Source organism: Bacillus sp. ISL-46, from assembly GCF_018613205.1.
The window spans coordinates 65,205-82,101 of the sequence record NZ_JAGGQR010000051.1 but is presented as its reverse complement, the minus strand read 5'-3'; the positions used below and the strand labels follow the sequence as shown (position 1 = coordinate 82,101).

The window sequence follows — 16,897 nt, the reverse complement described above, 5'->3', positions numbered from 1 at the left end:
CATTCTACTTGACGGTCACACTTGTACTTGAGCTGCAGTTAAATCTGGATATTCTCTTAGCCAAAAAAGGATCAATTCCTTATGAATATCTAACTTTTTACTTCTAGTCATTGTTGATGCTGTCCATTCTGCCATTTCCTCTGGTGATTTACGGATATACTTATAAACAGTATTTCTTGATATATCTAGTTTCCTAGCGATAGTAGAAATACTGTATTTTTGATTTAGCATTCCTCTTATTTCTACATACATTTCAAACTTATCCACCTTTTCAAATCCTCCGCCCTAATCATAGAAGTATAAAAATCTATCATAAGGTGGAGAGCAATTTAAGTAAATAAGTGTTCAAAATTATTGATCGTAAACTGTTCACTTTAGTCTAGCAGTTACAATAGTGCGTGGGCAATATCTCGAAAGTCATTTGCACTTGTCATCTTAAGCCTCTTCATCTCATGTAATGCATTCTCACTATGGTTTGGATATATCTTGATGGTATTTTGAAGTACCTTTAATTGATCCACAATATGCCGTGGATATCTTTCCTTTAAGTGTGTAATCAACCACTGGATATTTTCTTTATCAATGAACATTTCTTCAATTTGCTGGATCAAAATCTCTCGTTTTGCTGCACTTCGTACTCGATGAGACGGATCCGAAATGAGTAAGCCGCTTCCACTTGAAATTCGAATGTTTCGCCAGAACAGTACCTGTTTGTTTAAGGCGTATATATAACCAACCCTCATCAACTTGAAGATATGCTATATTTGGTGCGTCAGTTCGATACGTCCCTTGCGGAACACTATACCGATTCCCTTCAAAACGAATGACATTGTCCTTTTGAATCATTCTTGTTATACTAGAAACGAGAACATTCTCAAATATGTAAGTACCAGAGACTTTCTTTAAGTGTTGCTTTTCCAGGGCGTGCACTTCTGAAGGTCTCTTTTTCGTATTATGATGGACTTTATAATTGCCTGTCCGTTTCAGCCATGCTTGACAAGAACTATTCCAATCTGCAATGTTGTCAAATATCCGGTTTTTGCTAAAGTTATTTTTGACAAACTTAACAACCTGTTCAATCTTTCCTTTGGATTCTGGATCACTCTTCCGGCATAGGTAAATGTTAAATTGGCGTGTTTGATGATATTTTGTGAATTCAAATGTCAAAATTAGGTCTCCCGCATTTTCACTAACAGCCAGTAAAGCGTCTTGATCATAAACTAGTTCCTTAGGCATTTCTTCATAGTAATGGAAAGCATTTTCGTGCATTCTAATTACGTCTGAGGTTCGGAACGGTCGATCTATCCACTCTACGCATTTAAATCGTGAATGGGAAAGAACGAAAGCGATAAAATAGAGTCTCCTATTATTTCCGTGTTTGTCCTTAACGATAGTCTGACCAAAGTCCACTTGCACCTGCATCCCCATTGGAAGTTCAGGGACTGATGAGTATGTGCGTTGGATACTTACTTTGGGAATGTGGTACTTATCTCTCATTTCATTTAAGTAGTTCCTAACAGTATTCTCAGCTACCTCCTTAAACCAACTTCTCCTCCAACCAATCAAACACTTGTGCACCTGTTATATCTGGATGAGCTTTTAACCATCCTAATATTTTGATCATGGAAGGCATCCAATTTCTTCTCCCGTGTTTGTAATGAACTAGTAAACTCTTCAAAGTCCTCAGGGGTCATATTTAAATACTCAATCACCCTATTTCTTGAAATTTTCAGCTTTCTAGATATAGCACTTTTTGAGAATCCCTCTTTGTATAGGCGGTGGATCTCGATGTAATCCATAAATCTGTTCACTCCAGGCTCCTCACTTTCAATAAACTACTAATAGTATATTGAAAGTGAGACAGTAATGGGGAACTGTTTAATCTTATTTGTTGAATTCTGTTTATTTCTATTTGTGGAAAACTGTTGATTTTAGTTTAGCGTTTACAATTGGTTATATTCTCAACTATAAAAAACAAAAAGAAGGGAAGGACAGATGTCCACCCCCAATTATTATAATACTACTATTGCTTTATTTTTTGGATACAGATACCAATGACCTCTTCATTACGAAATAGAACTACTAAACTAGTGAAACTTCTATGCTATTAATAGTTTCTCTTCCGATTGAATCATAAATGATTTTTGCATTTTTAGCATTGGTAAGGTCATAGCAATTTCTACCATCAAGAATGATTGGGTTTTTCATTAGTTTGCTATAATTTGATAAATCAAAAACTTTGACTTCATCCCATTCTGTAAAGATAAAACAAACGTCTGCATCCTTAAGAGTATCTTCAATAGATGTGGAGTAAGCAATATTATCAGGGTATAATTTCTTGAAGTTTTCAATACCCACAGGGTCCCATGCTTTTACATTAGCACCATCCTCAAGCAAAATTGGAATATTTACTAATGATGGAGCTTCCCTTAAATCGTCCGTACCTGGTTTAAAGGTTAATCCTAGAACTGCTACATTCAGGCCTTTTAAACTATTAAAATACTTCCTAGATTTTTTTATTAATTTTAACTTTTGGTTTTCGTTTACATCAATAGCCGCTTTAATTGTCTTTAATTCATGATCATGGAAATTGGCTAACCAATGTAAAGCTTTTGTATCTTTAGGGAAGCAAGATCCTCCATAACCGATACCTGAATTTAAGAATCTATTACCGATACGACTGTCATAGCCCATACCAAGCGCAACATCTTCTATATCCGCACCAATAATTTCACAAAGATTAGCGATTTCATTGATAAAGGAAATTTTCAAAGCTAAAAAGTCATTGGATGCGTACTTAATCATTTCTGCACTTTTCCTATTTGTAACCAATATTGGTGCTCCAAAGTCTTTATATACTTCACTTAAAATCTCGCTTGCAAGTGGGTCTTCCACGCCAATTACAATCCTAGAGGCGTTTAAAGTATCTCTAACTGCTGTACCTTGTGACAAGAATTCAGGATTGGAAGCAATACTTACTTTTACATTATGAACAAGGTTTGTTTTGATCAAATCCTCAATCTTATCATTGGTTCCAACTGGAACAGTAGATTTAATAACGACAACACAATCATTCTCAATACTTTCAGAAATTTGTATAGCTACTGCATTCACGTAACTTAAATCGGCCGAGCCATCTGCCTTTTCTGGGGTTCCAACCCCAATAAAGATAACATCCGCTTCTTTATAAGCTTCTTTGTAGTTGGTAGTAAAGTTCAATTTATCCATATTTTTTACCATTAACTCTTCTAGACCTGGTTCATAAATAGGAGAGATACCTGAACTCATTAATGCTACTTTTCTATCATCTATATCTACACAAGAAACGGCGTGTCCCGTTTCTGCAAGACAAACTCCAGTTACTAAGCCGACATATCCAGTTCCTGCTACGGCAATTTTCACTTTATATTCCACCTTTAATTTTTGAAATTTCATAAAAACTATTTGAAATCTATTAAAATAAAGCTATTTCGTCAATGACTAGTTTTCTTATTAGGTGTATTTGTTCGATTAAAGTTAAAAAACAAATATTATTATAAACCAAAATTTAATCCTAGTGTATATGGGCAACTTTTAATAAAATCCATTATAAGGAACATAAAGCATTAATTAGAAGTCTACAATTTTATTATGATAGAATCTAATTACTTTCGTCATGACAGCACCTTGGATGAATGAAAACTTCTCGTTACTTTCTTTCAGTTGATATATCTTTAAACCCTAAATAAATCATTTTCTCGAATAAAGTAATAGCCCCAAAACTAATTAGACTACTATTATCATATAAATGGCTACTTTTATAAAGTAGACCCTAAATTAATTATTTACTAAATGCATAAACAGATTCTTCAATTTCATCCCATGTTAAAAGAATACGGTGATTATCTTCTTCAACTAATTGAGACCCAGTTTGCACTTCAATAAACTCCAAATCTGTGATAGCCTTAACCGCATGGTTCATACCAACAGGAATTTCAACTACATCCCCTGGTCTAATTACTCGGAATTCATCATTTAAAAGAAGAACGCCTTCTCCTTTGACAATGGTCCAAACTTCCCGACGGTGATTATGAAATTGATAACTTAAATTCTTACCGGCTGAAATATTGATACGTTTTGTAAGAACCTCTGTATGATCTTCATACTTAGTATGCTCCAGAACCCTGTACCAACCCCAGCGACGTTCTTCGTACATAGGTCTTTGTTCCAAGTTTCCTATTAACTCTTTGACTCTAGGGCTTTCCTCTTTATCAGTCACTAAAATACCGTCCGGACTGGCTGCAACAAGAATATTTGATAACCCAAGAACTGAAACAGGAATATCTAATTCATTAATAATATGTGTATTATTAGAGTCCTTACTCATGTTTGCTTTTCCAAGAATTTTAGTTCCCATTTCTTCCGTTAATGTATTCCAAGTACCCAAATCTTTCCAATCACCATCATAAGGAAGAGCAATTATATTCTCTGTTTTTTCTACTACCTCGTAATCAAAACTAATTTTTGGTAACTGAGAATAATTTGCTGTGAGTTCTTCATAATTTGTAGGTAAACCTTTTTCCTCTAATATTGAGATGATCTTATCTAGCTTAAATGCAAATACACCACAATTCCAAAGCGCTTTCTGGTCTAATAATAATTTCGCTTCTTCAGTTTTAGGCTTTTCTTTAAAGTGACTTACTAAAACGACTTCTTCCGAGGATTGGTCTACATTAGGAACAATATAACCGTATTTTTCAGAAGGGAATGTAGGCTGTACACCCATTAAAGCTAGTTCAGCTTCAGATGATTTTAAGACATCTCCTAAATCTAGTAATCTAGCAAAAAACTTGTCATCTACGAATGGGTCTACTGGTAATACTCCAACTACTTCATCTCGAGATGAGTTTTCTTGAGAATATAAATAGGAAGCTGCTAATGCTATAGCTGGGAAGGTATCTCTTCTTTCCGGTTCAACAATGATAGAGACATCTTTTCCAATTTGACTTTGAATCATTTCCACCTGAGATTTACTTGTAGCAATAACTGCAGATTGTGTTAATCCTAATTTATCTAATTGGCCCCAGACTCTTTGTACCATAGATTGTAATTTATTTTCTTCATTAGGTAAAACTTTTAGAAATTGTTTAGAGCGAGCATCATTTGATAAAGGCCAAAGTCGTTTTCCTGAACCACCAGATAGTAAAACTAATTTCATATTAGTCCTCCTCAATTATTAAAGACTAGTAATATAATTCAAAGCCTTTTCATACTAGTTAAGTACTAAAAAGTGCAAGCAAAATTTCAATATAGTGAAGTACTATTATTTTCCTTAGTCAAAGTTTTTTAAGAATAATTATTATTTTAAAATAAAAGTCCCGTAATTAATCAATTTTAATTAGTGACACATCCGAACAATATTATAGCATAATTTCTTACGGAAAAAACATTCGTCTTTGAATTGGAAAACAATTACCATATCGATAAAATAAAAAAACCGTACTCCAAAAGAAATGAATACGGATCTCATAAAATAATATTGAACATTAACTTTTTAACGAATACTGATGTTTAAAGTAGTTCTTATATTCTCCACTGATGATTTGCTCCCACCACCATTTGTTTGTTATATACCAATCAATGGTTTGAGCAATTCCAGTCTCAAAAGTATAGGTTGGTTTCCAACCTAGTTGCTCTAATTTCGTAGGGTCAATTGCGTAGCGCTTATCATGACCAAGACGGTCTGTTACGAATTCAATTAAGTCTTCAGATTTCCCTAAAGTACTAATAATCGTTTTAACAACCTCTAAATTCGTCCGCTCATTATGTCCGCCTACGTTATAGACTTCTCCATTAACCCCTTCATGTAAGACAAGGTCAATTGCAGCACAATGGTCTAGAACGTGTAACCAATCACGGATATTCTTGCCGTCGCCATACACTGGTATCTTTTCATCATTTAATACTCGAGAAATCGTTAATGGTATGAGCTTCTCTGGAAAATGGAAAGGACCATAGTTATTGGAACAGCGAGTAATATTAACTGGAAGTTCAAATGTTTCGTGATAAGCCCGTACCAATAAATCAGATGATGCTTTACTTGCACTATATGGACTATTGGGTTGTAATGGGGTTTCCTCTGTAAAGAATGTGGTCGGATCAAAATCTAACTCGCCATAAACTTCATCTGTTGAGACATGAACAAATTTTGATACACCAATCTGTTTGGCAGCATCCAGTAATATCTGTGTTCCAAGCACATTGGTAAGAACAAAAATCTCTGGATTTGTAATAGAACGATCCACATGACTTTCAGCAGCAAAATGAACTACGAAGTCAAACTTTTCTTTTTCAAAAAGTGGCATGATTGTATCACGATTTGCAATATCAGCCTTCACAAAATGATAGTTATCTTTCTTTTCGATTTCCCTGTGCTTAGACAAATCACCCGCGTAAGTTAATAAGTCAAGGTTATAAATATCATATTGCGGATATTTATCCACCATATATTTTACAAAGTTTCCTCCGATAAAACCTGCTCCGCCTGTTACTAGAATTTTTTCTCTTGCCATTATTTCACCTCATGTTTTAATGCATTTAAGTATTCCGCTAATGAGTCCTGCCAACTCAATAATGGTAGGAATCCATTGTCTCTTAATTTTTGCTTAGACATTCGAGAGTTCTTAGGACGTACTGCTCTTGTAGGGTATTCTTCTGTTGTTATGGAATTAACTTTTACATCTTTACCTGCTAAACGAAATATTTCATTTGCAAATTCCGCCCAGCTGCAAAATCCTTCATTCGATGCATGATAGACTCCGTATTTATCTGTTTGAATCATATCTAGTAATAAACGTGCTAAGTCAAATGTATTTGTGGGAGAACCCACTTGGTCACCTACAACATTTAACTCATTGCGGGTTTCTGCTAACCGCAACATCGTTTTCACGAAGTTGCTCCCATTCAAGCCAAACACCCAGGATATTCGGACAATGAACCATTCAGCTAATAATGACTGTAATAACTTTTCCGCTTCATATTTTGTCTGTCCGTAGTACCCAACTGGGTTAGGAGCATCCGTCTCAACAAATGGAGCTTCTCCCATGCCATCAAAAACATAGTCCGTACTTATATACATGAACTTTGCATTAATTTCCTTTGATGCATTGGCTAAGTATTTTGTCCCATTCACATTCACATTCCAGCAGTTTTCCTTATCGTCCTCTGCTTTATCAACAACTGTATAAGCTGCGCAATGGATAATTGCGTCAGGTTTTGTTTCTTTTACAAAATGATCAACAGAATGTCCGTCTGTTATGTTCAAATCCTTTGACCCAACACCTATCATTTCGAAGCCACGTTTCAATCCTTCGCGAACGACATCATAACCTAATTGTCCTGTATAACCTGTTACTAGAATTTTCATCATTTACTCTCCATAGCTAAAATTATTCTCAGCATCTGCAAGGAGTGGTGCCTTTTCATCTTTTGCTGACAAAACAGGAGTAATATCAATTGGCCACTGGATTCCAATTTCAGGATCTCTCCAGATAATTCCCCGATCACAATCGGGAGCATATAATTCGTCCACTTTATACTGGACTTCCACATCATCTGTTAAAGTCATAAATCCATGGGCAAATCCTTTTGGAATTAATAATTGTTTTTTATTATCCGCAGTTAATTCAATTCCAAACCATTTACCGTAAGTGGGACTTCCTTTTCGAATGTCTACAGCTACATCATATATTGCTCCCTTTGTACACCTAACAAGTTTCGTTTGTGCTTTAGGATTTAACTGATAATGCAAGCCTCTTAATGTCCCCTTAGCAGCGGAAAATGATTGATTATCTTGAACAAACTTTATATCAATTTCTGCTTCTTTAAATACTGCATCACTATATGTTTCCATGAACCAACCACGATGATCCCCAAATACTTTGGGTTCGATAATCTTTACTCCTAGTAATAAAGTTTCAATCACATTCAACTTTTAACACCTCTTATTTAGTACTTAATACTACCATTTGCTACTTTTAATAAATATTGACCATAACCTGTTTTCGAAAATTTCTCTCCGGATTCCACTAATTCTTCTTTACCAATCCAGCCGTTAATATAGGCAATTTCTTCAGGCGCAGCAATTTTAATTCCTTGATGTTCCTCAACGGTTTTTACAAAATTTGTTGCTTCAACTAGACTTTGATGTGTTCCTGTATCCAGCCATGTAAAACCACGACCTAATAGTTCTACATCTAGCTCCCCCTTACGTAAATATGCTTCATTTACTGAGGTAATCTCTAACTCACCACGAGACGACGGTATAACATTTTTTGCTATTTCCACGATCCTATTATCATAAAAATACAAACCAGTAATGGCATAATTTGATTTTGGAAACTCTGGTTTTTCTTCAACGCTTAATACTTTTCCGCTTTCATCAAACTCTACAACACCAAATCGCTCAGGATCTTGAACATGATAACCAAATACGGTAGCACCAATCTCCTTTTGCGCTGCATGTTGAAGAATTTTTCGCATACCGCTGCCATAATAAATATTATCCCCTAAAATCATCGCCACAGAATCATCGCCTATAAATTCTTCCCCAATTAAAAAAGCCTGAGCTAATCCATCAGGGCTAGGTTGAACTTTATATTTTAGGTTAATTCCAAACTGAGATCCTTCACCTAACAATGCCTCGAAACGAGGTGTATCCTCAGGTGTTGAAATAATTAATATATCCTTAATTCCTGCAAGCATTAAAGTTGATAATGGGTAATAAATCATAGGTTTATCGTAAATCGGTAATAGCTGCTTACTTGTTACCATTGTTAAAGGATATAAGCGCGTTCCGCTTCCACCCGCTAGGATAATTCCTTTCATTTTTAACTTCTCTCCTCTTAGAATGAAATGAGTAATGTTTTAAATAATGAAAATAGCTCAAATTCTAATCACTATAATTTCCAGTCAGAATGTTATTATGAATGAATTTGGAATTCCTACATTACCAGGTCAAAGAAACTTTTATTTAAAACCTTCACTTCTATTGAATTAGAAAAACCCTAGATTCTAATTAAAATTTTTAAAATCTCTAGAGTTACTTTGACAATTACATTAGAAATAGTATATCTAGTAGAATTTTATTTGACCTAAAACAATTGCATCAAAGAAAAAGAATTACAATGTACTCTTGATTACATGAGGAACATTATTATTTAATAATAATGGCTAAGTAATTCTACTAGACCCTCCTGAAAAAAACATATTACTTAATTAATAAATTTGCCCATTTTTATTATTATAATTGGAAATAAATTATTAAATCTCAATTAAGAAATTCAAATAAATATTTAAAGTTTAAATATGCATCTGTTACCTTCTTATTTAAATCCAAATTAATGTTATTATTAATAATTACCTTATTAATAATTTCACTATCGATTTCCTGTTCATATATATTCATAAAGTTTTTAGAATTAATAGACTCGTAAAAATACTCCATTTTTGGACTATAAGAAAGGCTATATGTTGGTGTACCAAATATTTCTGACGCAATACTACCGTGTAACCTACCTGAAAAATGAAAATATGCTTCAGTTATTAATTTAGAAATATTTTCGACATTAGAGTCAATATCAAATTCAACAGGAATATTTCTGTTTCTTAATTTTACATATAAATATCTGCAACTTTCAATATCATGCCTAGTATCTAACGCAGAAAGTATAACCTTTGGTACATTTCGCTCTTTCATAATTTTTTCAGTTTCTTGAATAATATCGTCCATTAATTTCATTTCATCTTTAAAATCTAAATACCTTTTCAGATTTCTCCAAGTAATCAATACATAATCTTTGTTACAAATCTCATAGTTATTATTATCTAATAAATCTTTAAAATAAATGTATGCTATATCCTCAACAATTTTATATTTACTATTTTTAGCAATCGTATTTGCTATTCGCAGAGAACTAGCGTCTCTAAATATTGTAAGAGAACTAGCCTTTAACATTTTTTTTGTCTTTTTTAACCTTTCTTTTTTCTTCATAGTTCCAATTCCAATTCCTACGTATCCAATCTTGCCACCAAACAACTTAATTAAAGAAAACCATTTATAGTTACCATCTCCATCAACATCAGTAAAAATTGTCCCCCCTCCCCATAAATTAAGAGACGCTTTTGAAAAATTCATGAGTTTTTTTAGTTTTTCTACTTTATTTAATTTATAAAATGGTATTACCCTGACATTCTCATATTTTTCTCCATATTTTTCATTAAGCCGCCCTTCAAACAAATCAACCAGTTCAACTTTAACATTTTTTTCATTTAAAAATTTAAGGATGACCTCCATCATGATATCATCCCCATAGTTATAACCATAGTATCCCCATAAAACTAAACGCATATTAAACCTCCTAAAATTTTGGATTCATTTAAAATCATTTATTTTTTATTTATTTTTTAATTTGATTCCTTTAACTTTATTCAAAAGTAAGCTCTTATTTAGATATATGAAAATTAATAACGAGAAGAAAAAAGAAACATAAGAGATACTAATATTTTTTGTATAATACAAAAACACAAAGACAACTAGTAATAAATGGCTTTTAATTAAAAAATTAATGTCAATTTTAATCTTAAAGTACTTTTTTGTCTGAAATATTCTTATAACCCACATTGAACCAAATGAAATTGCAGTAGAGATTGTTGCCCCATGTATTCCTATTATAGGAATTAATATAATATTAAATATGATGTTAATTATTGAACCAAATATAGAACTATAGAAAGCTCCTTTTGTATCTTTTGAACTTTGAAATCCAGTTCCATAAAAAGAAGAAAAAGCCGAAAACATTGCAGAAATATAAAGGGCAGGCATGTAAAGATATGCATCAGCAAAAGATTTATCAATTAGAAATTTAAATATTATTGGTGTCGCTGAAAGTAGAATCAATAAACTTGCGATTTGAAATCTTAAAAAATAATTAAACATCTTTGAATAATATTCATCACGATCTTTTGATTTATATTCTGTAATTGCACTCTCTTGCCAGGCTAAGTTAAATATACTGTTTAGAATTATTAGAATAGATGGAAATTTATTAGCAAGTGCATATATACCGTTTGCCTCCATGCCTATAAATAAATTTAAAAAAAATCTATCAGAAGCGTTCATTACCCACCAGTTAATTACGTTAGGGATCAATGGTAATGAATAAATAATAATTTCTTTCTTTAAACTAGGACTAGAGAGATTGAATTTTATATAGGAACTTATTTTTAACTTTTTTTCAATATATATAATTGCAGCAATGTTAGATAAAATCATTGAAATAATAATCCCATTTATTTTAAAATCCAAGAAGATAATGAGTACAATATTTGAACATAGATTTACTAATGTACTAATAATACCGGCAATTGCATATATAAGATTTTTTCTTAACCCTCTTGAAATTTGTAAGTATAATGAATTAAATATCAGAACATTAAAGTAAATCATTATCAGAATTGCAAGCTCAATTTTGATGAAGTTTATTAAAATTAAGTAAATAATATCCACAAATAATAAATTTCGAAATACTATCTTAAATGAACTTGATATTATTGAAGTTTTTTGATGTTCATCTTCTGATTCTAATAAGAAACGGAATAATCCATCCGTAATTTGAAAAGTCACAATTGGGAGAAATAAACTTATAGTTGTTATAATGATGTCTATATAACCATATTCATTTGTAGAAAGGTAATGAGTATATAACGGCAAAAGTAAAAAAACAAGAATCTTTGAAGATAAATTCCCTATAGTATAAATTAATGTATTCTTAATAAAGACTTTTTCTCTGCTCATATAAATTATTCCTTATCCTTAAACCATTTTATTTAAAACGTTAATATCTAAAAACGTCACTTTATTTAAAAATGATTTAATGCGAAGTACTATGTTTTCGTAAAAATTATTAGACTCGATTATTTCGAAAATTTGATTTATAACTCATTATATAAATCAAACATTTTTTGACCTATTTTATCCCAATCGAGATTTTTAACAAATCTTTTGTATGAATCCATGTTATTTTGATTTTCCATTTCTTCTATAGCCTTGACTAAACCTATTAGTAATCCTTGTTCATCTTGGTTATTATACATAAATGCTATCTCATTATTAAAATACTCGAGCATAAAAGGTGTTTCAGGGCAAACTATAGGTTTATTTAATGAACATGCTAAAATAGCCGTACCGGATGTAGTAATATTCTTATAAGGAAGCACTACAACATTACTTGTTTCTATTAGGTCTACCAGTTCATTATCAGGTATAAATCTTAAGTCTAGAGTGATTCTTGAATTTTTTTTTATTTTATCCAATACCCTATCCATTCCAATGTATTGTTTACCAGCAATAATCAGATGAACTTTATCATAGCTTTCTAATTTAGAAAATGCATGTAACAAATCTTCAATACCTTTATAGGGCTTAATAGCCCCTACAAATAAAAATACAAATGAATCATTTGATATATTATATCTTTTTCTAAAATTAATATTTGATTTGGTATAAGCACCTTTATAATGTCCATGTTCAATTATTTTAATTTTACTGTCTTCAATTCCGAATTCATTAATTACCAAGTTTTTAATTGAATTTGAAGCCACTGTAATTAAATTACAATTTTTTAATGTTAATTTTCTAATTAGATATTCCAACTTCTTAAACTTAAAGTTGTGTGGATATAAATTATGCACAGTCCAAACAAGATTGGCCCCTTTTATTTTGATAAAAAATAAGGCAAATAAAAATATTATACTTTTAATAATGAATAAAATTAAATTTCTACTTTGATAATAAGGATGTAGCCAATGAATATGCAAAATATCGCCTTTTCTCAATGAGAAGATATTTGTTTTTTTAAAATCCTTTACAATAATACCCTGTTTCTCAATATGGTATGAAAATAATTCATTATATTTGTTTGTAGAACTATATTTAGGAGACATCCATACTTTTCTTTCAGTACTCAAAATAAACACTTCCTAAGATCTTTAATTTTACAATATAGTGTCATGCATCAAAAAAAAGTTCTAGTTTTCATTTAAAAGTTGATTATAACAATCAATATGTTTATTAATCGAGTTCATTTGATTAAATAACTTAGAATAATCTATACATTCATTAATAATACTTTGTTTTTCACCAAGAGTTTTTTCTTTGTACTCAATAATTAAATCCACTAAGCTTTTTATATCACCAACATTAAATAGAGAACTTTCTCTATTATATATTACTTCAGGTATACCACCTATGTTGGAGGCTATTACTGGAGTACCAACACTATAGGATTCAATTATTACTCTTCCAAAAGGTTCTTCCCATATAGACGGGACAATAGTAAGGTCTACTTCCTCCATTTTCTTTAATACTTGTTCATGACTAAGCTTACCTGTATAAATTACCCTTCTATCTTTTTTGGATAATAATTCCAATTCTTCTCTTAAAGGACCGTCACCACAAATATAAAGCTTCGATACAGTGTTTGAATCAATAAATTCCATAGCTTTTATTAATACATCTACTCCCTTTACTTTTGCCAGTTGGCCAAAGTATCCAATCTCCAGTGGGTTTTTATGCGCTTTATTATTAATTTCAGTTAAGTCATGTTTAACAGGTGTAACAACATTAGGTATTACATATTTCTTTGAATTTGGAAAGAGACCCATTTCAACATGTTTTTCTAATATATGTTTTGAAATGCCAATTACACCTGACACATATTTTGTCATTGGCTTTGCAATTAAATTTAGATAACTTGATGTAAATAACTTTGAAGATACGGGTCTTAGTAAGGAATAATCCCTTAGTGTATGGATTATAGGGATATTTAATTCATAAGCTGCCTTCCAAATCCCAACACTTAAGCCAGGTAAATTTTGTGTGTGAACTATTGATGGTTTGCTTAATTCAAATATTTTTTTTGCCTGTCTATACTGAAAAATATTATAACAATCAATTAAATGCCATATTAGTTTACCAGCAGGATGGATATCTCCTTTATTCACCAACCATTTTAAATTATTATAGGGTAAACGAAAAACAGGTACATTATTAATATTTTCTTTTATTACTTCATTCTTTTGAGGACCAACAGTCAGTATTGAAACATTTAATTTCTTTTGTAATCCTTCAGCAAGTAATTGAGTGGAGATTTCAGCCCCGCCCAAAATATATGGTTGATATAGACTATGAACTAAGAAAATTGAATTTAATTTACTCATACCGATCCGCCTTTATTTTTTCACCTTTATTTTGTGTACTATTTAATTTTAAGACAAAAACATATATTAAGCCTGAATATACCCAAAAATAAGCCATAGTATGACCTGGTGTAAAGTTATAAGAAAAAAGAAGTTGGATTAAACCAACATACAGTCCAACAAGATATGCTCTATCAACTTTTCCAATTTTATTTTTTATTATAAGAATATGGGCTTTATATAAAACAATTAGAAACGTTAATAAAAATAAAACCAGTCCAATTAACCCAGCATCGTGTAAGATTGTTAAGATAGTATTTGCGATCCACTCATTCTCATCATATTTTTTTATACTAAAATAACCATTGCCAATTAGAGGATGTTGAGACCAATCATTTATAGCTAAAACATACCTATCCAGCCTATACCTACCTGTCCCCGTTTCAAAATCAAACAGACCAGTAAGTTTAGTTAGAAAAAATCCTTCCCTGCCAGATACTATGTCAAATGTTCTAGTTAAATATACAAAAACAGGACCTAATATAAAAGTGAGTATAAGAGCAATAAATATATTTTTTATATTAATAAATTGTGATTTATAATAGACTGCAATAAAAATTCCACAAATAATAAATCCTATCCATGAAGAACGAGTCCAACTTAAGAAAAGACCAATGATTAATGTTATTAAACATATTATTAATAATTTTTGATATTTCACATGGGTTTTAGAAACTAAAAGTGAAAGAACTAATAATGCAGACGAACTCAAAAAACTCCCTAAAAGATTAGCCTCGAAGAAAGTTCCATTTATTGTAACAGAAGATCCTACCTGTCCAAATTGAATTCCCCCGATATCTAATGAAAAAGCCGTGTATAACATAAAACTTACTATTCCATATAATGATTGAAGAAAAGCTATTATTATATAAAAATTAATAAACTTATATAATTCTTCCTTAGAGAGATTTTTTAATTGGACCATAACAATAAAGGAAAGAAACACAAGAATAAATTGAATAATTCCTTTTATTGATATACTTAATATTGGACTAGTAAAAAAAGTTGTTATCGATAAGTATATTAAAAATATACAAAATAATATTTCAGGAAGGTGTAAATATAATTTAGTTTTTCGACTTGTTAATAAATACGCGATAAATGAAATAATTGAGAGTATACATATTAGATTATCAGGTCGTATATCCACAGTACCAATGGGAATTATATAACCGTTGAAAGTTACAGCTATTATTAATAGATAAATAGTTAATTCCCATTTAAATACCAAAAAAATAAAGATTAATAATATACTTAGGTATAAAAATATATTAAAATTTATAGAAGAAATAGCCCCAATAACACTTCCAATTAACAAAATAAACAGAATTAATATAGTTCCCTTATTAACAAATCCACTTTTTTGTTTATTCATTTTTTACCCCCTTCCCATAACACTATTATTTATCATTAAAAATAGGATAATTTGGAGATTCGTTATTTAAAATCCTTATATAACTTTCAGCTACATAATCCCACTGGTATCTTTGATTAACTCTTTTTTTCAACTGTTCATTTTGATTGTTAAGTTTTAACAAATCACCAAAGTTTTCCGGAAGAGTCTCTTTATCAAAAAGAATACCGTTATCCCCTAATACCTCTTTACTAAACGGGCTATTAATTGCCATTATTCTGTTAGCATTTTTCATGGCCTCCAATAAAGCCGGATTTGTACCTCCTACAGAATTACCATGTATATATGCAAAACAATTTGATCTTAATATTGTTAATATTTTTTTATCATAGATCGCATCTAATACAATTATTCCGTTTTTATTTGAATTCGATTTTATTTTTTTAGCATAATCAGTTGGGTCCTTATAACCAATTAACACCATTTTATATCCTAATTTATATAGATCTGACTCTTTATAACCATTAAGAATTTCAAGTGGAAGATTATCTGGCTCAAACCTAGTTATTTGTAAAAAATATTTATCCTGCTTTAATCCATATCTTTCTAATATCTCTTGTTTCTCTTCATTTGTATAATTTTCTATTTCCGGAGATCCATAAGGGATAAAATGTGTCTTTTTATTAAATACCCTCAAATAGTAATCTTGAATTCCAATTGAGTCCGATATTAAGTTTTTAAAAAACTTACAAATTAATAATGATGTAATAAAATAATATGCTTTGAAAGGAAGAGACCACTTTGCCCTTCTCCATTCAAGTCCATCTGTATTTATTGCAATGGGTACTCCTGTAAACTTACTTAATAAGATTCCAGGAAAATTAGCATTATTAAACCAAAAGATATAATCATATTTTTTCCTATTCCTAATTAGATAAATACCTGTTTGAATTGAAGACATTATTGTATCAAAAGTCTTTTTTGAACTTCCCTTTACATATATTAAATTTCTTTCATCAATTTTATTAATATGTTCCGAATGATATGAAGAAGCTCTACAAAGAACATCACATTCAATATTATTGATAACAAATCTTTTAGATATTTCATCAACAGCAGTTTCGAAGCCACCATAGTTAGCTGGAATACCCCTAGTTCCACAAAATGCAACCCTTTTTTTCTCTATATTATGGTTATTCTTATCCGTCATTTTTAAAGACATTAGTATTTAACCTACCTTTTTTCGAA

15 protein-coding genes are annotated in these 16,897 nt (G+C 31.0%); all 15 read right to left on the bottom strand.

Annotation, left to right across the window (positions count from 1 at the left end; translation table 11 throughout):
- Positions 1–15: 15 nt before the first annotated feature.
- Positions 16–267: a helix-turn-helix domain-containing protein gene (locus J7E67_RS23830; protein WP_214732974.1), complete on the bottom strand. Its 252-nt coding sequence runs from the start codon at positions 265–267 to the stop codon at positions 16–18.
- 119 nt (positions 268–386) lie between these two features.
- Positions 387–611 (bottom strand): hypothetical protein, encoded by a 225-nt coding sequence (locus tag J7E67_RS31505; RefSeq protein ID WP_251026954.1) that lies wholly within the window; start codon positions 609–611, stop codon positions 387–389.
- Positions 595–1,566, bottom strand: coding sequence for a transposase (locus tag J7E67_RS23825; RefSeq protein ID WP_251026953.1), 972 nt, complete (start codon positions 1,564–1,566; stop codon positions 595–597). Before J7E67_RS23825 ends, J7E67_RS31505 begins: the two co-directional genes overlap by 17 nt.
- Positions 1,567–2,082: 516 nt before the next feature.
- Positions 2,083–3,402: a UDP-glucose dehydrogenase family protein gene (locus tag J7E67_RS23820; protein WP_214732968.1), complete on the bottom strand. Its 1,320-nt coding sequence runs from the start codon at positions 3,400–3,402 to the stop codon at positions 2,083–2,085.
- Between the two features lie 418 nt (positions 3,403–3,820).
- Positions 3,821–5,197: a sugar phosphate nucleotidyltransferase gene (locus J7E67_RS23815; RefSeq protein WP_214732967.1), complete on the bottom strand. Its 1,377-nt coding sequence runs from the start codon at positions 5,195–5,197 to the stop codon at positions 3,821–3,823.
- 328 nt (positions 5,198–5,525) lie between these two features.
- A complete protein-coding gene (rfbB, locus tag J7E67_RS23810; RefSeq protein ID WP_214732966.1) occupies positions 5,526–6,551 on the bottom strand; it encodes a dTDP-glucose 4,6-dehydratase in 1,026 nt (341 codons plus the stop codon).
- Positions 6,551–7,405, bottom strand: a complete 855-nt coding sequence (gene rfbD, locus J7E67_RS23805; RefSeq protein ID WP_214732981.1) for a dTDP-4-dehydrorhamnose reductase — start codon at positions 7,403–7,405, stop codon at positions 6,551–6,553. Before rfbD ends, rfbB begins: the two co-directional genes overlap by 1 nt.
- 3 nt (positions 7,406–7,408) lie before the next feature.
- Complete coding sequence (gene rfbC, locus J7E67_RS23800) at positions 7,409–7,969, bottom strand: dTDP-4-dehydrorhamnose 3,5-epimerase (protein ID WP_214732965.1); 561 nt, start codon at positions 7,967–7,969, stop codon at positions 7,409–7,411.
- A gap of 17 nt (positions 7,970–7,986) precedes the next feature.
- Positions 7,987–8,865 (bottom strand): glucose-1-phosphate thymidylyltransferase RfbA, encoded by an 879-nt coding sequence (gene rfbA / locus J7E67_RS23795; protein ID WP_214732964.1) that lies wholly within the window; start codon positions 8,863–8,865, stop codon positions 7,987–7,989.
- Positions 8,866–9,307: 442 nt separating this feature from the next.
- On the bottom strand, positions 9,308–10,387 hold the full coding sequence (locus J7E67_RS23790) for a polysaccharide pyruvyl transferase family protein (RefSeq protein ID WP_214732961.1): 1,080 nt from the start codon (positions 10,385–10,387) through the stop codon (positions 9,308–9,310).
- 45 nt (positions 10,388–10,432) lie between these two features.
- Positions 10,433–11,833 carry a lipopolysaccharide biosynthesis protein gene (locus J7E67_RS23785; protein WP_214732958.1) on the bottom strand — a complete coding sequence of 467 codons (1,401 nt, stop codon included), beginning with the start codon at positions 11,831–11,833 and terminating at the stop codon, positions 10,433–10,435.
- A 137-nt stretch (positions 11,834–11,970) separates the two neighbouring features.
- The gene (locus J7E67_RS23780; protein ID WP_214732957.1) at positions 11,971–13,005 is read right to left on the bottom strand and encodes a glycosyltransferase family 4 protein; all 1,035 of its coding nucleotides are present in this window, start codon (positions 13,003–13,005) and stop codon (positions 11,971–11,973) included.
- Between the two features lie 60 nt (positions 13,006–13,065).
- Entirely contained in the window at positions 13,066–14,256 is a 1,191-nt protein-coding gene (locus J7E67_RS23775) for a glycosyltransferase family 4 protein (protein ID WP_214732956.1), read from the bottom strand.
- A complete protein-coding gene (locus tag J7E67_RS23770; RefSeq protein WP_214732955.1) occupies positions 14,249–15,670 on the bottom strand; it encodes an O-antigen ligase family protein in 1,422 nt (473 codons plus the stop codon). The genes J7E67_RS23775 and J7E67_RS23770 overlap by 8 nt, the downstream gene beginning before the upstream one ends.
- 25 nt (positions 15,671–15,695) lie before the next feature.
- On the bottom strand, positions 15,696–16,871 hold the full coding sequence (locus J7E67_RS23765; protein ID WP_214732954.1) for a DUF1972 domain-containing protein: 1,176 nt from the start codon (positions 16,869–16,871) through the stop codon (positions 15,696–15,698).
- Positions 16,872–16,897 lie beyond the last annotated feature (26 nt).